20 protein-coding genes and 1 riboswitch are annotated in these 18,918 nt (G+C 38.1%); of the genes, 11 read left to right on the top strand and 9 right to left on the bottom strand.

Going from position 1 to position 18,918, the window contains the following annotated elements:
- Positions 1-6 precede the first annotated feature (6 nt).
- Positions 7-375 carry a sulfurtransferase complex subunit TusD gene (gene tusD / locus R5R67_RS05110; protein WP_000105718.1) on the bottom strand — a complete coding sequence of 123 codons (369 nt, stop codon included), beginning with the start codon at positions 373-375 and terminating at the stop codon, positions 7-9.
- Positions 376-440: 65 nt separating this feature from the next.
- On the opposite strand from tusD, the gene galE reads away from it, so the two are divergent.
- Both galE and fumC read left to right on the top strand, forming a co-directional pair.
- The gene (gene galE / locus R5R67_RS05105) at positions 441-1,448 is read left to right on the top strand and encodes a UDP-glucose 4-epimerase GalE (protein WP_000604786.1); all 1,008 of its coding nucleotides are present in this window, start codon (positions 441-443) and stop codon (positions 1,446-1,448) included.
- A 114-nt stretch (positions 1,449-1,562) separates the two neighbouring features.
- A complete protein-coding gene (fumC, locus tag R5R67_RS05100; protein ID WP_001194767.1) occupies positions 1,563-2,957 on the top strand; it encodes a class II fumarate hydratase in 1,395 nt (464 codons plus the stop codon).
- 133 nt (positions 2,958-3,090) lie between these two features.
- Here the strand turns inward: fumC and R5R67_RS05095 are convergent, their stop codons facing one another.
- Positions 3,091-3,387, bottom strand: coding sequence for a hypothetical protein (locus tag R5R67_RS05095; RefSeq protein WP_000701849.1), 297 nt, complete (start codon positions 3,385-3,387; stop codon positions 3,091-3,093).
- Between the two features lie 181 nt (positions 3,388-3,568).
- Positions 3,569-4,030: a hypothetical protein gene (locus R5R67_RS05090; RefSeq protein ID WP_001081037.1), complete on the bottom strand. Its 462-nt coding sequence runs from the start codon at positions 4,028-4,030 to the stop codon at positions 3,569-3,571.
- Between the two features lie 312 nt (positions 4,031-4,342).
- On the opposite strand from R5R67_RS05090, the gene R5R67_RS05085 reads away from it, so the two are divergent.
- Together R5R67_RS05085 and R5R67_RS05080 are read left to right on the top strand one after the other, a co-directional pair.
- Positions 4,343-4,834, top strand: a complete 492-nt coding sequence (locus tag R5R67_RS05085) for a hypothetical protein (RefSeq protein WP_000949167.1) — start codon at positions 4,343-4,345, stop codon at positions 4,832-4,834.
- A gap of 146 nt (positions 4,835-4,980) precedes the next feature.
- Positions 4,981-5,068, top strand: a riboswitch (glycine riboswitch).
- A gap of 177 nt (positions 5,069-5,245) precedes the next feature.
- Positions 5,246-6,490, top strand: a complete 1,245-nt coding sequence (locus tag R5R67_RS05080) for a D-amino acid dehydrogenase (RefSeq protein ID WP_001120924.1) — start codon at positions 5,246-5,248, stop codon at positions 6,488-6,490.
- 46 nt (positions 6,491-6,536) lie between these two features.
- Here R5R67_RS05080 and R5R67_RS05075 read toward each other — a convergent pair whose 3' ends face one another.
- A complete protein-coding gene (locus R5R67_RS05075; RefSeq protein ID WP_001139838.1) occupies positions 6,537-7,181 on the bottom strand; it encodes a hypothetical protein in 645 nt (214 codons plus the stop codon).
- 103 nt (positions 7,182-7,284) lie between these two features.
- Between R5R67_RS05075 and ispF the strand changes: the two genes are divergently transcribed.
- On the top strand, positions 7,285-7,767 hold the full coding sequence (gene ispF / locus R5R67_RS05070) for a 2-C-methyl-D-erythritol 2,4-cyclodiphosphate synthase (RefSeq protein ID WP_000226512.1): 483 nt from the start codon (positions 7,285-7,287) through the stop codon (positions 7,765-7,767).
- On the opposite strand, the gene R5R67_RS05065 is transcribed toward ispF, so the two are convergent.
- The 5 genes from R5R67_RS05065 to glnL all read right to left on the bottom strand — a co-directional run bounded on the left by R5R67_RS05065 (position 7,764) and on the right by glnL (position 13,033).
- Complete coding sequence (locus R5R67_RS05065) at positions 7,764-8,288, bottom strand: protein tyrosine phosphatase family protein (RefSeq protein WP_000209131.1); 525 nt, start codon at positions 8,286-8,288, stop codon at positions 7,764-7,766. The two genes, ispF and R5R67_RS05065, sit on opposite strands and share 4 nt — an antisense overlap.
- A gap of 193 nt (positions 8,289-8,481) precedes the next feature.
- Positions 8,482-9,402, bottom strand: a complete 921-nt coding sequence (gene argF / locus R5R67_RS05060) for an ornithine carbamoyltransferase (RefSeq protein WP_001207983.1) — start codon at positions 9,400-9,402, stop codon at positions 8,482-8,484.
- A 112-nt stretch (positions 9,403-9,514) separates the two neighbouring features.
- Positions 9,515-10,168: a multidrug efflux transcriptional repressor AdeN gene (gene adeN / locus R5R67_RS05055; RefSeq protein ID WP_000543877.1), complete on the bottom strand. Its 654-nt coding sequence runs from the start codon at positions 10,166-10,168 to the stop codon at positions 9,515-9,517.
- 275 nt (positions 10,169-10,443) lie between these two features.
- A complete protein-coding gene (glnG, locus tag R5R67_RS05050) occupies positions 10,444-11,937 on the bottom strand; it encodes a nitrogen regulation protein NR(I) (protein WP_000089273.1) in 1,494 nt (497 codons plus the stop codon).
- Complete coding sequence (gene glnL / locus R5R67_RS05045) at positions 11,924-13,033, bottom strand: nitrogen regulation protein NR(II) (protein WP_000371970.1); 1,110 nt, start codon at positions 13,031-13,033, stop codon at positions 11,924-11,926. The genes glnG and glnL overlap by 14 nt, the downstream gene beginning before the upstream one ends.
- A gap of 341 nt (positions 13,034-13,374) precedes the next feature.
- Here glnL and rimO point away from each other — a divergent pair, with 341 nt between their 5' ends.
- From rimO to ispC, 6 genes are all read left to right on the top strand, one after another.
- Entirely contained in the window at positions 13,375-14,718 is a 1,344-nt protein-coding gene (gene rimO, locus R5R67_RS05040; protein ID WP_000856678.1) for a 30S ribosomal protein S12 methylthiotransferase RimO, read from the top strand.
- A gap of 51 nt (positions 14,719-14,769) precedes the next feature.
- Positions 14,770-15,498 (top strand): UMP kinase, encoded by a 729-nt coding sequence (pyrH, locus tag R5R67_RS05035; protein ID WP_000852257.1) that lies wholly within the window; start codon positions 14,770-14,772, stop codon positions 15,496-15,498.
- 85 nt (positions 15,499-15,583) lie between these two features.
- Positions 15,584-16,138: a ribosome recycling factor gene (frr, locus tag R5R67_RS05030; RefSeq protein ID WP_000606428.1), complete on the top strand. Its 555-nt coding sequence runs from the start codon at positions 15,584-15,586 to the stop codon at positions 16,136-16,138.
- 5 nt (positions 16,139-16,143) lie between these two features.
- Entirely contained in the window at positions 16,144-16,896 is a 753-nt protein-coding gene (gene uppS / locus R5R67_RS05025; protein ID WP_000132223.1) for a polyprenyl diphosphate synthase, read from the top strand.
- Positions 16,896-17,720, top strand: coding sequence for a phosphatidate cytidylyltransferase (locus R5R67_RS05020; protein ID WP_000893489.1), 825 nt, complete (start codon positions 16,896-16,898; stop codon positions 17,718-17,720). Before uppS ends, R5R67_RS05020 begins: the two co-directional genes overlap by 1 nt.
- A complete protein-coding gene (ispC, locus tag R5R67_RS05015; RefSeq protein ID WP_000194637.1) occupies positions 17,721-18,917 on the top strand; it encodes a 1-deoxy-D-xylulose-5-phosphate reductoisomerase in 1,197 nt (398 codons plus the stop codon).
- Position 18,918: the final 1 nt, after the last annotated feature.

The raw sequence follows: 18,918 nt of genomic DNA, 5'->3' as shown, positions 1-18,918 counted from the left end.
AGTAACTTAAAATTGAAGAAGACGAGAGGCTGACTGTACTGCATCAGCAAGTTCACCTAGACCAACCAACTCAAAGTTGTTCGCTAGGTTGTGATGACTAAGTTGATGGCGACTCGCATTTTCTGCATCGGTAATCCCGCGTGCAAGAGCAGCGCTAACGCAAACAGGAAGTCTGATCGCGAGCTTTTGCCATTCATGCGTTAAATTACGCTGGTCGTCAGGAACCCACTGAAAATCATTCGCAACTTGAACGCCATCTTGGTAAAAGAATACACGAAAGTCTTCATTTTTACTTTTGAGTGCCTGAGCTAGGCCCAGCGCATGCCAAGCATGGATCGAAGTAGGAGCAGAGGTTATTAGTAGTAATGTACTCATTGAGAATTCACTATGGTCATACGTCTAAATGGGCGTAGATACATTAAGAGAAAGGTAAGTATACAATGATTTTAGTGACAGGTGGTTTAGGCTTTATCGGTTCACATATTGCATTGAGTCTCATGGCTCAAGGCCAAGAAGTGGTTCTTGTCGATAATTTGGCTAACTCGACCTTGCAAACGCTTGAGCGGTTAGAATACATCTCTGGTATGTACGTTCCGTTTGTTAAACTTGATGTACGTAACACGCCTGCATTGAACAAAGTATTTGAACAGTACTCAATTGATGCAGTCATTCATACGGCTGGTTTTAAATCTATTGAAGAGTCTAATTTAAAACCGCTTGAATATTATAATGATAATGTCAGTTGTATCATGAGCCTATTGCGTGCAATGCAACGTACAGGCGTCCGTCATTTTATTCATTTATCTAGTTTGGCAGTCTATGGAAAATCTGGTTCACAGTTAAGCGAAACAGATGATTTCAACTATGCTTATCCTAACCCTTATATTAAGTCGCAACAGATGATTGAAGAAATCATCCGTGATACTTACAAAATTGATCATGAATGGAAAATTGCAATTTTACGCCTATCAAATATTGTAGGTGCTTTTGAGCATGGCGTATTAGGTGAGTATGTAGCACAGCTCCCTAAAAATATTGTACCGCTTGCATTACAAGTTGCAGCGATGCAGCGTGATTTAATTGAATTACAGGATCAGTCTTCTACCGAGGACCATACCGTGGAACGTAGCTTTCTACATGTGTTAGATGTATGTGACGCGGTAAGTGCAACTCTACATTGGTTGCGTGACCAAACTCACTGCTGTGAAGCTTTTAATATTGCACATGAGCAAGTGCATTCGATTCGTCAATTATTAGATGAAATTTCACAGGTTACCCAAGCCGAAATTCCGACACAATCTGCGATTTATAAGCATGTAGAGTTAGCGCAGATTGGTGCAAATATAGGAAAAGCAAAAACTTTATTACAATGGGCACCTAAGCGAACTTTAAAACAAATGATTGAAGATGAATGGAGATTTTATCAAAATACATTAAATGGAAGATAAGATAATGATTCTTATTTACAATAATGGAATGCTTGAGTACGATACTAAAATTAACTAGCCAAAGCATAAATTGCTTCAGCCCGTGAGTTCTTTAACCAGATAACCGAGGTTTCTATGCAAACACGAATTGAACATGACACAATGGGTGAGATTGAAGTTCCGAATGAAGCGCTGTGGGGTGCACAAACTCAACGTAGCTTACAGAACTTTAAAATCGGGCAGGAGCGTTTACCCCGTGCCATGATTCGAGCGATGGGCTTGGTAAAAAAAGCAGCGGCAATAACCAATGCAGAGTTAGGCCAGTTACCACAAGATTTGAGCCAATATATTGTGGGGGCAGCTGAGGAAGTGATTGCAGGGAAATGGGACTCTCAGTTTCCACTTGTGGTTTGGCAAACAGGTTCTGGTACGCAAAGTAACATGAACTGTAATGAGGTGATTGCAAATATTGCAAATCAAAAGCTAGGCCAAGCGCTTGGAGCACAAAAGCCGGTACATCCGAACGATCATGTTAACCGCGCACAATCTACTAATGACTCATTCCCAACGGCTATTCATGTTGCGGCAAGTTTGCAAATTAATGAATTACTGATTCCAGCCGTAGAACAGCTTAAAGCGACTTTGAAAAAAAAGTCAGATGAATTTCAAGATATTGTTAAAATTGGCCGTACCCATTTACAAGACGCAACGCCACTGACACTTGGTCAAGAGTTTAGCGGTTATGTTTCTCAGCTCGAGCATGGTTTAGTACGTTTACAACAAGCTTTAAGTGGCCTGTATGAGTTGCCATTAGGTGGCACAGCGGTAGGAACTGGGTTAAATGCTCATCCTGACTATGCTATTAAGGCGGCAGCTCAGCTTGCAGCTTTAACGGGTTTGCCATTTGTTACCGCTCCTAATAAATTTGAAGCACTTGCAGGACGTGATGCTGCTGTTTTTGCATCAGGTGCATTAAAAACACTAGCGGTAAGCTTAAACAAGATTGCCAATGATATTCGTTGGTTAGCAAGTGGTCCACGTTGCGGCTTCGGCGAAATCCGTATTCCTGAAAATGAACCTGGTTCTAGCATTATGCCAGGTAAAGTGAACCCGACTCAAAGTGAAGCAATGACCATGGTTGTTGCTCAAGTGCTTGGCAACGATACTACTATTAATGTCGCTGGTGCTTCGGGTAATTTCGAGCTCAATGTATTTATGCCAGTAATTGCTTATAACTTACTGCAATCTATTCAGTTGCTTGGTGATGCATGTAATAGTTTTAATGATCACTGTGCAGTAGGGATTGAGCCAAATCGTGAGAAAATTGATCACTTCTTGCATAATTCTCTTATGTTAGTTACGGCATTAAATCCGGTTATTGGTTATGAAAACTCTGCAAAAGTGGCGAAAACTGCTTATAAAGAGAATAAAACTTTAAAACAAGTTGCTGTAGAGCTAGGACTTGTTACAGCAGAGCAATTTGATGAAGTGGTTAAACCTGAAAAAATGGTTTCGCCAAATAGTAAATAAGCGATTTAACAATAGCCATCAGCAGTATATTTTGTAGCGATTTTACAAACTCTTAACTACTGATGGCTATTATGCTTAAGATGTTAAAGTTAGGGCCATTCATTTACCCTAAGTTATTTATTAAAAATAAGAGCTATACCAATAGATCTTCTATATATTCCCAGCCATTAGCTTTCATCTCTTCAAACTTTCTTTTTAATTCTTCTTTTGTATATTCATGTGAGTCTTTAGCTAAAAGAATATGATAAGAATTAGATGCTGGATCTATAGTGACCTCATTAATTTCTACTGGCTGAATCACACCATTTTCGGTCAAACCAAGATCAGTAAAGCACATTCCTTTTACCGGAATAACACTGCATTCATACTCTTTAGAAATAAAATAATTATTTGAATAAGTTGAATAGGTACGTGAAGCGCGAATCTTCATTGCTATCTCCTTTATTCGTAGAGAAGATTTGAGTAGTGTGGCGCGTTTTAAAAGTTAAAACTGTTTACTTTTTATTGTTTGTTTACTATGAATCTTTGTTATTTAAAATATTTTTAACAATCTATATCAAAATTAACTGTAGAAGCCTCCTTTTTAAAAGAAGGCTTCAATATAGATAAGCTTATCTTGAGATTTTGTAAACTTTATTTTTATATTCATCACGAGAAATGACACCTTTATCATATTGTTGTTTTAATGATCTATATTGTTGATAACGAACATCTCTTTGAATGCCCATATTGTCATGATTTCTAATGTAATAGAGACTTCGTTCATGATCACTCATATTTACAGTATGGTCAGGAGAGTGGGAATAAGTGTTTTGTGGTTGCTCTTCTTGGTAGTGTTTTGCAATCTCAAAAAAATCTACGTTTTGTTTGTTTGAATCAGAGCGGAAAGGATTGTGTTGTGATTCGTTAATTTTATGATCTGAACTATTATTTACCTCAAGCATACTCTTATGGCGTTTTGACTCTTGTCCATAAAATTCATATTTGGTTGGGGAGATAGTTGTTTCAGAAAATACAAAAGGAGAAAAAGTAGCAGTACTTAAAACTAATAAAATTAATTGTAATCTATTCATTTCTATGGAAGCCCAGATGAAAGTGAGTAAATCACTGTATTATAACACTAAATTTAACATTGGACTAAAAAATAATATATCTAAAATATACATATTTTTAATTTTCAAAGTTGTATAAGGTTTATTTTGCATGTTTCTAGGTTGTAATTATTCCTTATTAAGCTTTATCAAACCAACTTGGTGTTGAATAAGCTGCCATAATTGTTAAAATGCCCACCTTATCCTGTTTTTATATTATTTTTTTAATTGCTTTTGTTCTTGCAGTTTTTAAATTAATTATGAAAAACAGTTGCTTAGTTAAGGATTTTTTGAATGCTCTCTATTTATTTAACAGATACTCAACAACATGTGCAATTTAATGATTACCCAAGTGATCAGCCTGTTAAATTTCTGTTAAATCTTAAAAAGATTTTTCCAAGTACTGGTGATTTATTATTACCTGTTTTACCTGAAGATAATGATCTGGAAAATGTAACTTGGGAATCAACCTCAAAAGACTTTGAAATCTTCAAAAAGTTATTGGCAGGTTGGGGTGTGATTGAGCTTCGTTTAAATGCCATTACTGCTTATAAAGATAAAAACTTTGCAAATGAGCTAATTAAACAAGCTCAAGCGAAACGTAAAAAAGTAGCACAAAAAAATCATCAACTTTCTCTAGTTGCATTGGATTATATTTTTATGCACGAAATTCATGCACTCATTGATGCTGAACTGTTCACAATAGGCGAGAAATTTTATTTGCCAACCTTGCGGGAGCAATGGAAAGGTACCGTTTCGGACCAAGTGCTTAATGGAAAGCTCTAATGAATATCAAAAGGTGAATTCTTATAATTCACCTTTTTTATAATCAAATCAAAAGATTGTGTGTTTTTTTTGGTGGGTTGTACAAAAGTTTACAAGAAAAGAATGCGTTTTTTTAAAAGTGGCAGATACATTGCTTATATAAATACAAAATTATTGCGGGAGAGAGGTTCTTAAGAACCCGCCGAAGGAGCAACAGGCCCGGAAACTCTCAGGCAAAAGGACTGTAATAATTAAAAAATCTGGAGAGTAGCTTAAGATTTATAAGCATGGAGAATAAAAACTTATAAGTCATAAACTCACCGAAGGGGAAGATCGAAATACTAAAAGGTAGTATTTAGGTCGAAACTCTCAGGTACAAATGACAGATGGGCTGTACTGATGAAATGTTTTTGCATTTCAGAGGAGTCTGTTATGCCACATGTTATTGTGATTGGTGCAGGAATCACAGGGGTTACTTCAGCCTATGAATTATCTCAATTAGGTTACCAAGTCACAGTGATTGATCGCCATCTTTATCCAGCCATGGAAACATCATTTGCAAATGGAGGGCAATTATCTGCTTGTAATGCAGAAGTCTGGAACCAGAAAGCGACCGTTATAAAAGGTTTTAAATGGATGAGGCAAAAAGATGCTCCTTTATTATTGAATCCTTCCTTTAGCCTACATAAATATAGTTGGTTGGTTGAGTTTTTGTCTCATATTAAAAATTATGAAGCCAATACAATAGAAACCGTTCGCTTGGCATTGCTTGCGCGTAAGCGCTTGTTTGACGTAGCTGAAAAAGAGCAGCTTCAATTTGATTTGGAGAAACGCGGTATTCTTCATATGTATCATACTAAGGATGATTATGACATCGCCAAGCGAGTTAATGATGTCCTAAATAAAGGGACTTTAGAACGTTACTCGGTTTCACCTGAGGAAATGAAATCAATCGAACCTTCTTTAACGGGTGAGTACTTTGGTGGCTATTACACACCAAGCGATGCAACCGGTGATATCCATAAATATTCAACCTCTTTAGCTGAAAAGACTAAACAATATGGCGTTCAGTACAAATTCGGTTTGGAAGTTACTGATATTAAGTGTCATACAGATAAAGTGGTACTGAATTGTCAGCCAAGTGCTGAGCATCCGCATCTTTCCCAAACAGACAGCTTTCAATTAGAAGGTGATGTTTTGGTGGTGTGTGGTGGTGTAGGAAGTTATCAGTTGGCTGATATGATTGGTGAACGTGTAAATGTTTATCCGGTCAAAGGTTATTCAATTACCGTCCAATTAAAAGATGAAAAAAGTATAAAAAATGCACCGTGGGTGAGTTTGTTGGATGAGAGCGCTAAAATTGTAACGTCTCGTTTAGGACCAGATCGTTTACGTGTAGCAGGTACGGCCGAGTTTAATGGTTATAATCGAGATATTCGAGCCGACCGTATTCAACCTTTGGTAAATTGGGTAAACCGCAATTTTGACATTTCAACTGAGCATGTTGTGCCTTGGGCGGGTTTAAGACCAATGATGCCTAATATGTTGCCAGTTGTGAAACAGTCTAAACAGTCTCGAGTTTTCTATAATACGGGACATGGTCATCTAGGCTGGACTTTGTCAGCAGCTACAGCTGTTTTGGTGAGTCAAGATATTCAACAAAAGTATCCAGCATAAAAAGAAAAGCCAGTGTCTATGCACTGGCTTTTTTATTTTATATTCACTAGTCGTACAGACGATAAATTCCTGTGAAGCGCTCGCAACCTTTTTGCTGGGTTTTTACGATGAGCAGTGCTTTCTGAAAGTCAAATTTATATTTACAGTTATGTTCATTATCTAAAATTTCACTTTTCTGTTCAGGAGAGCTGTAAGCCATAAGTGAAACCGTTTGGGTTTCTTTTCGGTTATTCGGATTACGGTAAGCTAAACCTTCAATTTTGATTTTATCTTTAGCAAGTTGATGTATTTGTAAATGAACGGGCTGAGATGCAATATGTCCATTTTCAAATTTAAGATAATGCTGAGTTAGGGTTTGTTTAAGTGAAGCATAAAAATTTAAATCATCACCACGTACATCAAACTGTTGTTGAATACATGAATTGGTTTTGCATTGTTGTGTTTGTCTAAGCCACAATGTTTGAGTATCTTGTAGAAGCTGCAGGGGGGCATCTGTGACCAAGTATGCAGAAAGATATTTATTGTTGAGCTGCTTTCGTGCTTCGCTAAAGGTTTTTGAACAGATTTTTAGCTCAGCTTTTGAGTTGGAGCAGTCGATAGACTCTGCAAAAACAAGCGATGAGCATAAACAACTCAATGTCACGACAAAACTTAATCTTTTCAATTGATTCATATCAGTATTCGACGGCATGATCGCTTATACTTTCAGTCTACTTTGCTAAGTGTACTATAGCGAAACACGACGGTTGAATACAAGATTTCTTAAGCTTTTATAATAGAAGGGAAGAGTTTATATGGTTGCTCAAATTCGTATTGGACAAGGAATGGATGTGCATGCCTTTGAAGAGGGTAACTTCGTAACCTTAGCTGGCGTTCAAATTCCGCATACGCATGGTTTGAAGGCACATTCTGATGGCGATGTCGTGCTACATGCATTATGCGATGCCTTACTAGGTGCTCTAGCACTTGGTGATATTGGTCAGCATTTTCCGGATACAGATCCAGAATTTAAAGGAGCGGATAGCCGTGTTCTACTTAAACATGTTTATCAATTAATATTAGACCGAGGTTATCATTTAAATAATGCTGATATTACGGTAGCTTGTGAGCGTCCTAAATTAGCCAAATACAATTTGGAAATGCGTCAAAGCATTGCAGATGTTTTAAATGTAGATTTAAATCAAATTAGTATCAAAGCGACCACAACCGAAAAACTTGGATTTACTGGTCGCCAAGAAGGAATTTTAGCAACAGCGACGGTGTTAATATCTCATTAAACTAAATCATTGGTTTGTTGCAAAGACTGTTGAAGTTCTAAGGTAGCCTTACGGCCTTGAAGCTGTAAGGTAATACTATGAATGAGTCCTGTCCATGTTTCATTTGGCTCCCAAATCTCATGAAGCAAATCCTGACAGGTTGGCATATCCATATTCATATAAAATTGTCTGTAGACATACATAAGACAACTTACGCGTTTATTTTTTGCACAATGTAACCAAACAATTTCATTCTGTACTAAATGATCAATCAAATCTAAAACTAATAAGCATTGGTCAGAAGAGGGTGTTTCCCAGTCAATTGGAATATGAATATAATTTAAACCATATTCAAGACAGACCCGATCTTCATTTTTAATACTATCTGGTGAATTCGATAAAGCTAAATTTATAACAGTGCTACAACCATACTCTTTAATGAGCTTAAGTTGTTCGATAGAAGGTTGCGCTGAACTAAATAAATGTTCATGAATGATCGAAAATGCAGGGATTTCAGATAATGATTGTTCAAGGGTTGTCATAATCGCACTCTACACGAGTAGGCTTGGCTTATTGTGTAGAATGTTATACACGATTATGTGTGACAGTTGAAATATAGACTGTTTATATATTGGGCAACATCATAAAAATTTTTAAAATAATAAATGAGGGGAATAGGGATCTTATAAAAATAAAAAAACAGCACCTTAACGATGCTGTTTTTTGAATTAGAAATTAAGCTTTTTTCAAATTTTCGTTGAGTAAAAATTCCATTAAAGCTTTTTGTGCATGCAGACGGTTTTCTGCTTCGTCCCATACTACGGCATTTTTATGGTCGAGCATGGTTTCAGAAATTTCTTCACCACGATGAGCAGGTAAGCAGTGCATGAATAAACAGTCCGGGTGTGCAAGTCCCATTAATTTCTCGTTAACCTGAAAATCAGCAAAGGCTTTTTCACGAAGTTTCTGTTCTTCTTCTTGTCCCATGCTTGCCCATACATCTGTAACGATAAGATCAGCATTTACAGCCGCATCTTCCGCATTATCAAAAAGTTCAACACAATGCCCAAACTCTGCTAAAAACTCAGGTTTAGGTTCATAACCTTTTGGTGATGCAATCTTGAGTTTGAAACCCATCATGTGTGCAGCTTCAATGTATGAATTACACATATTATTGCCATCACCAATCCAAGCTACGGTTTTGCCTTCAATACTGCCGCGATGTTCAATATAAGTTTGTAAATCTGCAAGTAACTGACAAGGATGGTGATCATCAGTTAAGCCATTGATAACGGGAACTTTTGAATAAGATGCAAAACGTTCAACAATATCGTGACCAAAAGTACGAATCATTACGATATCAAGCATGCTTGAAATAACACGTGCTGAATCTTCAATCGGTTCACCACGGCCTAATTGCGTATCACGAGGTGATAAGAAGATGGCACTACCACCAAATTGATTAATACCGGCTTCAAAAGAAATACGAGTGCGTGTGCTCGATTTTTCAAAAATCATTCCCAATACTTTACCAACAAAAGGTTGATATACCTTATTGCTTTGCTGCATTTTCTTAAGTTCGCTTGCGCGTTCTAAAATGCGATTAAGTTCTAGAGTGGATAGATCACGTAAAGTCAGGAAATGTCTTAGAGCCATGTAGCTACTCCATAATAATTGTTTTGAATTACAACAATTATCTGTTGTTGGCTGGGTGGAAGTGGGAAAAAAGAAGTCTACTATACTATAAGCATTTCAAAATGCAAAAGAATTAGACTTTATGATGCCCCTTTAAGAAAATATCAACACAATAGTTAATATAATCAATAACTTCCATTTCATTGGGTGGAAGAGGCATTCCCATAATCATTCGCCATTCAATATCACGTAAAATTCCAAAATACATAAGAGAGGAATGATCAGGAGATGTACAGGTAATTTCACCTGATTGATGAGATATGAGTAAGGCTTGAGCAATTGTATTTTGGACATCCAGAGCACATTTTTCATATAAGTATTGGCTCAAAGTTGCATTACATTGAGTTTGTTCAATAACCAAACGTAAAAAGGCAATGTGTTCAGGTTGAATAATGTGTTTATAAAAACGGATGAGAGTTTGGATTAAATAATCTTTTAAAGAAGTTTGCTCTGGTTGAAATGCAATGCAGATATCTTTAAAAAACATTTCACGGCGATAATCGCAGATTGCAGTAAATAAGCCATCTTTATTACCAAAGTATTTATAAATAGAGGTTTTTGAACCACCAGCATGATTAACGATGTCGTCAAGAGAGACAGCATCATATCCTTTTTCCAAAAACAGCTCGGTTGCGCTTAGCAATAGAGCTAAACGACGTTCTATACCGCGGCGTGTTTGGGGTTTCTCACATACGAGATGATGTGACTCAAGGACTGGATCATGCATAAAATTTAATAACGACGGCTAACACTGCTTATCTAGTATAGCAAATCTATCTTTAACGATGGTCATTGGTATGTTTTTAGGTCATCTGGTAAACAATAAGTAGAGCATAGGTTCAGGTAAAATATATAAAATATAATGATTTATGTGGAAATTTAGAATTTTTTGATCATGTAACTGTATGTTCACATTTTAGTTTGGCAGTTAATTCCGATTTAAATAGTCATAAAGAAAAGCGGCTAAATTAAATTAGCCGCTTTTTGATTTTTGCTTCGGTTTTAAGCTTCTGACAATGTTGCTTTATGTTCGTCCTCATCATCGTCATCAGCAGAATCCATGCCTAGCTCTTTTAACTTTCTGGTTAGGGTGTTACGACCCCAACCTAACAGCTCGGCTGCATGACGTTTGCGCCCACGAGTTTGCTGTAGTGCTGCATTAATTAAGGTGCGCTCAAACATTGGAGTAGCAATGTCTAAAATCTTCATTTCACCATTTTTAAGTTTTTGAATTGCCCATTGGCTTAGTAGCTCATCCCAATGGTGCAAAGAAATACGTTCAAAAGATGGTGCTGGTTGACTAGTCTCACTACTTTTTTGGAGTGGAACCTGTTTAAGCTCAGAAGGTAAATCTTCTGGATAAACCTCACGACCAGTAATCATGACGGTTAACCAACGGCAGGTATTCTCAAGCTGACGAACATTACCAGGCCATGGTAATTGTTGCATATAGTCCGTTGTTTCAGTACGTAAAATCTTTGGACTTACACCTAGCTCTTTACCCGCGCGAGCCAAGAAATGTTGAGCTAGCATCGGGATGTCTTCACTGCGATGCGCAAGCTTCGGAATATGAATTCGAATAACATTTAGACGGTGGTATAAGTCTTCACGAAAACGACCTTCATTCACCAGTTTTTCTAAGTCTTGATGGGTTGCCGCCACGATTCGAACATCAACTTTAACTGGAATGTGTCCACCAACCCGGTAAAACTCCCCATCTGCGAGCACACGTAACAATCGTGTCTGGGTTTCAAATGGCATGTCACCAATTTCATCAAGGAAGAGAGTTCCACCATTTGCTTGTTCAAAGCGGCCTTGATGTTGGGTGTTTGCACCCGTGAAAGCACCTTTTTCATGACCAAATAATTCCGTTTCTATTAAATCTTTAGGAATTGCTGCCATATTTAATGCAATAAAAGGCTTAGCGCGTCGTGGAGAATGTTTATGTAAAGCATGCGCAACCAGTTCTTTACCTGTGCCTGATTCACCATTAATTAAAACGGTAATATGCGACTGAGATAAACGACCAATCGCTCGGAAAACCTCTTGCATAGCAGGAGATTCGCCAATAATTTCTGTTGATTGTAGTGGTGAAGCTGTTTTTGTTGCTTCTTGCTGCTGCAATTTATTGATATGCAAAATCGCTCGATTGACTAAAGCTAAAGCTTCATCAATATCAAATGGCTTTGGTAAATACTCAAATGCACCAGTCTGATAGCTTGATACAGCAGACTCTAAGTCCGAATGCGCCGTCATAATGATAACAGGCAAGTCGGGGTGAGAGTTTTTCACTTTAGATAAGAAAGTTAACCCATCAATACCTGGCATACGAATGTCAGTTAAGATGACATCGGGCGCATCATGATGTAAACGTTCAAGTGCTGTTTGAGCTTCTTCAAAATTGGTGACGTCAAATCCTTCTTCTTTAAAGGTCTTTTCAAGTACCCATCGCATGGCGCGATCGTCATCAATAACCCATATTTTATTTCGCGACACGGTCTGACTCCCAAGGTAAATATAAGCTAAACATTGTTTTTCCAGGAACTGATTGGCATTCAATCATTCCGTTATGTTGATGCATGATGTTCTGTGCAATACTCAGGCCAAGCCCTGTGCCTTTTGCTCGTCCTGTAACCAAAGGATAGAACACAGACTCTAAAATGCTTTCGGGAATACCCGGTCCATTGTCTTCAATATCGACTCGTACAGCAGAGCGGTTAAGTACTCCATTAATAGTGACTAGACGTTGAATACGGGTACGTAAAATTAATTCAGGCTCTTGATCTGTAAAAAATGATTTATTTTCTGTAATAGCTTGAATGGCATTAACGCTAATATTAAGCATGACTTGAATGAGCTGATCTCGATCGGCTTTTACATCGGGTAGGGACAAATCATAATCACGCGTAATTTTGATTTTTTTCTTGGTCTGATTTGCGATTAAAGAGCGTACCCGTTCTAGAGGTTCATGCACATTTACATTTTCATAACTTGGCAGTTGTCTTGAGCCCAACATGGTGTCGGCCAAATTGGTGAGACGATCTACCTCGTTAATAATGATATCTGTAAATTCAGCATAGCTCTCGTCATTTAAACTACGAGCAAGTAACTGAGTTGCCCCCCGAATACCAGCCAGAGGATTTTTAATTTCGTGAGCAACGCCTCGAACCAGTTGTCTAGCCACTTGATGTTGTTGAATTAGATTCTCTTCCTTAGAAATTTTCAACATACGATCAATAGGATTTAACTCAATAAGTAAGAGCGGGTGGTAGCTTTTACCTGCATTTAATTGCGAGACCGTATAATCCACATGTAAATCTTTAAAATTGACATTAATGATGGCTTCACGACGTGTATAAGGTTGCCCCGTTTTTAATGTGTTCAATAAGGCTTCATGCGTATTAAAGGTATCATCAGGCGCATGAAGTAAATTTAAAACCGGTTGTCCAGAAGCGCGAAGCAAACTAATGTCAAAAAGTGCTTCACAAGCGGAATTCAAATAAAAGATATTAAAGTTACTATCGATTAATAAAATCGCAGTAGTTAAATTGTCTACCAATAGGCGATAGTCGATAGGTGTGTGTTGATCCATTAGCGAATCGTTCCTGTCTTAAAATGGCGCAATGGCATCTTCATTGGTTATCGGTTTTCACCGTTATAGAACATGATCGATGCAAAATGTACGCCAACTTTGTTTATGGTTTATTTTAAGGTTTTAAGCGTAATTAAAGCGCTCTAAAATCGTTCTTAATATCTTTTGGTCAAAAATACGGATGTATACATCAATAATATCATGATCCAACTTGGTGCAATATTGAGTTTTGGTGCAAATATTGGTTGTATTTTGGTGCATTACACAAAGAGTGGGGTTTCCACCTATGCTTGAGACGAGAAAAGACATACAATACGCGCATTCAAGTGGAGCGCAGATTCATGAAGACCCCCAAAGTCGGTTTTGTTTCTTTAGGTTGTCCTAAGGCATTGGTAGATTCTGAACGAATTTTAACTCAGTTAAAGACTGAAGGTTATCAAGTTGCATCAGATTATGATGGTGCTGATTTAGTTGTTGTTAATACCTGTGGTTTTATTGAATCTGCAGTACAAGAATCTTTAGATGCAATTGGCGAAGCCATGAGTGAAAATGGCCGAGTTATTGTGACGGGCTGTTTAGGTAAAGACGAAGATAAAATTCGTCAAATGCACCCTAATGTTCTAAAAGTTACTGGTGCAGCAGCTTATCAAGACGTTATGGAAGCTGTACATGAATATGTCCCAGCACCGCCTAAACATAATCCGTTTATTGACCTTGTTCCTGAACAAGGTATCCGTTTAACACCGAAACATTATGCTTATTTAAAAATATCTGAAGGCTGTAACCACCGTTGTACCTTCTGTATTATCCCGAGCATGCGCGGTGATTTAGTATCACGTCCGGTTGGAAGCGTATTAGAAGAAGCTGCTGCGTTAAAACGTGCAGGTGTAAAAGAAATCTTGGTCATTTCCCAAGATACCTCAGCTTATGGCGTAGACACCAAATATAAGCTCGATTTCTGGAATGGACAGCCTGTAAAAACCAAATTCTTTGACATGTGTGAAGCACTTGGTCAGCTTGGAATTTGGGTTCGCTTACATTATGTATATCCATATCCACATGTTGATGCAGTAATCGATTTGATGGCTCAAGGTAAAATCTTGCCATACCTCGATATTCCATTCCAGCATGCAAGCCCACGCGTTCTTAAATTAATGAAACGTCCGGCGCATAGTGAAAATACATTAGAAAAAATTAAATTATGGCGCGAAAAATGCCCGGATCTTGTGATCCGTTCTACTTTCGTGGTTGGCTTTCCAGGCGAAACTGAAGAAGACTTCCAGATTTTGCTCGATTGGTTGGTTGAAGCTCAACTTGATCGTGTAGGCTGCTTTACCTATTCACCAGTAGAAGGCGCTACGGCAAATGATTTACCAGATCATGTGCCAGAAGAAATTAAGCAAGAGCGTTACGAGCGCTTTATGCAAGTGCAGCAACAAATCTCTGCTGCCAAATTACAAAAACGTATTGGTCAAACGATGACTGTATTGGTCGATAGTTTGGAAGATGAATATCCTGTTGCTGTTGCACGTTCTTATGCCGATGCTCCGGAAATTGACGGTAATGTCTTTGTAGAAGATATCGATAAGAGCACTATTCAACCAGGCGATATGTTGGAAGTCGAAATTACCGATGCGGATGAATACGACTTATTTGCAAAGTTAATTAAAATTAAATCGGTCTAATCGAATCGCGATTCAAAAAGCATTCAGTTTAAGAGGTCTTGGAGCAAAATCATGGCGGAAACAATCAGCCCCCGTTATTCACGAATTTTATTAAAATTATCTGGTGAAGCTTTATCAGGTAATAAAGATATGGGTATTGATGCTCAAGTTTTAGATCAGATGTCACTTTCTATTGCACATTTGGTTGGCTTGGGGGTGCAAGTAGGTATCGTTGTGGGTGGCGGTAACTTATATCGTGGTAGCCAGTTACAAAAAGACGGTTTGGTTGGCCGTGTAACAGGTGATCAGATGGGGATGCTTGCAACTGTTATGAATGGTTTAGCAATGCGTGATGCATTGGTGCGCCGTAACATCAGAACTCGTCTTATGTCAGCACTACCAATCGGTACTGTTGTAGAGTCTTACTCAAGTCGTGATGCGATTCGTCATTTAAGCCAAGGCGAAGTGTGCGTTTTCGTAGCAGGAACAGGAAATCCATTCTTTACAACTGATACAGCAGCATGTTTACGTGGTATTGAAATTGAAGCAAATTTAATTTTGAAAGCGACCAAAGTAGACGGTGTTTATAATAAAGATCCGAGCAAATACGAAGATGCAGTGAAATATGACCATTTAACATTTGACCAAGTGTTAGATGAAAAACTGGGTGTTATGGATTTAACGGCAATTTGCTTATGTCGTGACCATAATGTTCCATTACAAGTATTTGATATGAATAAATCTGGTGCGCTATTGTCAGTGGTAATGGGTGAAAAAGAGGGTACACGCGTTACTAAATAATGTACGTGTGCCGTAAAGCTCTTTATACTAGCGCTAAATTAAATTTGTTATATACATCCTTGAATAAATAAGTAAGGAAGATCATATGATTAACGATCTGAAAAAAGACAGCGAACAGCGTATGTTAAAAACTCTTGAGTCTTTGGAACAAGGGTTTGCTAAAGTTCGTACCGGCCGTGCACACCCATCAATTTTAAATGGGGTAATGGTTCCTTACTATGGTTCTGATGTGCCTTTAAACCAAGTAGCGAACGTTGGTGTTGAAGATTCTCGTACGCTTATCGTTCAACCATTTGAACGTACGATGGTTGCTGCAATTGATAAAGCAATTCGTGAAAGTGATTTAGGTTTAAATCCTATTACTGCTGATTCAATCCGTGTACCTTTGCCAGCTTTAACTGAAGAAACACGTCGTGATATGCAGAAAATCGCTCGTAGTGAAGCTGAAAACGCGAAAGTTGCTATCCGTAATATTCGTCGTGATGTATTAGGTGATATCAAGGCATTGTTAAAAGAGAAAGAAATTTCTGAAGATGATGAGCGTCGTGCAGGCGATGATATCCAAAAAATCACTGATAAATATGTTGCAGAAGTAGACAAGCGTCTAGCAGCGAAAGAAGCAGAATTGATGAAGGTCTAATTTTTATGACCGATTCAGAAGAGTATCATCTTCCTCAGCATGTTGCCATCATCATGGATGGCAACAATCGCTTTGCAAAGAAAAATCAAATGCAAAAAGGCGATGGGCACAGAGAGGGTAAAAATGTTCTTGACCCTATTGTTGAACATTGTGTTAAAACTGGCGTTCGTGCTTTAACTGTTTTTGCATTTTCGAGTGAAAATTGGAATCGACCACAATATGAAGTCGATCTGCTTATGAAACTTCTTGAAGAAACGATTCATGAGCAAATACCTCGCATGAAGAAATTCAATATTGCTTTGCGCTTTATAGGGGATCGTTCCCGATTACCTTCACATTTAGTTGCCTTAATGGAAGATGCAGAGCAACAAACAGCACATCATAACGCCATGACATTAACTATTGCAGTAAGCTATGGTGGTATGTGGGATATTGCAAATGCAGCTAAGCAGGTTGCTCAAGCAGTTTCCCGTGGCGAAATTGACGCTGATCAAATAAATGTTGATTTGTTCGAAAAATATGTCAGTCTAAACGATCTGCCAGCTGTGGACTTGTTGATCCGTACAGGTGGAGATTTCCGTATATCTAACTTCTTGTTATGGCAAGCGGCTTATGCGGAGCTGTATTTTACGGATACTTTGTGGCCGGAATTTACAGTGGAAGAATTCGACCATGCATTGAATGTCTTTTCAGGGCGTGAACGTCGTTTCGGTAAAACATCTGAACAAATTCAGCAAGAGAAAATCGAGAAATTATAATGTTAGAGCGGATTGTTACCGCATTGGTACTTGTTGCAGTTGTTTTGGGCTGTATGTTTGCTACGCAATCACATTATCCAATGTTGGTACTTATGATTGTAGCAGCAGGAGTTGCGGGGTATGAATGGTATAAGTTAATGCCTAGGGAAGTTGGTGCAGTAGTAAAACCTAAAGCTTGGGGTTATGGTCTACTTGTTGCCTTTGTTTCTGGCGTTGCCTTGTTCTTTCATGACATTGCTTTACTGTTATGGTCTGCTTCAATTTTAACTTGGCTCGTTAGTGTTTATTGGGTTAAGTCTTTTCCTGAATTCGATGGGTGGTATAACGCGACCCTATATGTCATTGGTTTGATTCTTATCTGTGCAGCAGTGACTGCAATCTTTGTAGTATGGCAAAGCTCACCATGGTGGTTGATGTATTTGTTCTTGCTTGTGTGGGGTGCAGATAGTGGAGCTTACTTTGTAGGCCGTAAATTCGGTAAAAGAAAATTGGCGCCTACAGTAAGTCCTAATAAATCAGTAGAAGGTTTATATGGCGGTATTCTCACTACAATTATTGTAATGCTTGTGGTGCAATATCAATATTTAAACCTAACTTGGGTTCAACAACTTCTATTCTTGATTTTGTCTTTAATTACAGTGTTCGGTTCAGTATTAGGTGATTTATTTGAATCAATGATCAAACGCCGTGCTGGTATTAAAGACTCTGGCCGTGTTTTGCCAGGTCATGGTGGTGTATTGGACCGTATTGATTCTTTACTCGCAGCAGCCCCGATTTTTGCAACGGGAATGTATATATTAAAGCTTATTGGTGTAGATTTATAGATGACACAATCTGTTTGCATATTGGGTGTAACCGGTTCTATTGGACAAAGTACCTTAAAAATTTTAGGTCAACATCCAGATAAGTATTCAGTCTTTGCAGTTTCGGCGCATAGTCGAATTTCTGAACTTGTTGAAATCTGCAAACAGTTTCGACCTAAAGTTGTTGTTGTTCCTGAACAGAAAATAGCTGAACTAAAAACACTATTTGCTCAGCAAAATATATCGGCTATTGATGTTTTAGCTGGGCAAGAGGGTTTAGTCGATATCGCATCTCATACAGATGTGGATATTGTTATGGCTGCAATTGTAGGGGCAGCTGGGCTGTTGCCAACTTTAGCGGCTGTTAAGGCAGGTAAAAGAGTACTACTTGCCAACAAAGAAGCATTAGTTATGTCTGGTGAAATCATGATGCAAGCTGCTCGTGATCATCAGGCATTGTTATTGCCAGTTGATTCGGAACATAATGCAATTTTCCAATCATTGCCTCATAATTATTTACAAGCAGATAGAACAGGGCAACCACAGCTAGGTGTATCTAAAATATTGCTTACAGCATCTGGTGGTCCTTTTTTAAATCATTCCCTAGAACAATTGGTTCATGTAACACCGCAACAAGCATGTAAACATCCAAACTGGTCAATGGGACAAAAAATTTCGGTTGACTCGGCTACTCTTATGAATAAAGGGTTAGAGTTAATTGAGGCTTGTCATTTATTTTCAATATCTGAACATTTTGTTACAGTTGTTGTTCATCCACAAAGTATCATTCACTCTATGGTGCAGTATGTTGATGGCTCAACATTAGCACAAATGGGTAACCCGGATATGTGTACTCCGATTGCACATGCATTGGCATGGCCTGAGCGTTTACAAACTAATGTTCCTGCTTTAGATTTATTTGAGTATTCTCAACTTAATTTTCAGGCACCGGATACCCAAAAATTTCCTGCATTAAATTTGGCTAGACAAGCAATGCGTGCGGGAGGTTTGGCACCAACCATTTTGAATGCAGCTAATGAAATTGCAGTTGAAGCATTCTTAATGGAAAGGATTGGATTTACAAGTATTCCGCAAGTGGTAGAGCATACTTTGGAAAAATTAGAGAATGCAGCGGCTGAAAGCATCGAGTGCATTTTAGATAAAGATAAAGTGGCCCGATCTGTAGCTCAGCAATATATATCAAGTATTGGAGGCTGAA

This window comes from Acinetobacter sp. OYA S30 (assembly GCF_033599315.1).
In the GTDB taxonomy this organism is placed as follows: Bacteria; Pseudomonadota; Gammaproteobacteria; order Pseudomonadales; family Moraxellaceae; genus Acinetobacter; species Acinetobacter baumannii.
Note: the sequence above shows the minus strand (reverse complement) of the source record. Positions and strands in the feature narration are given on the sequence as shown.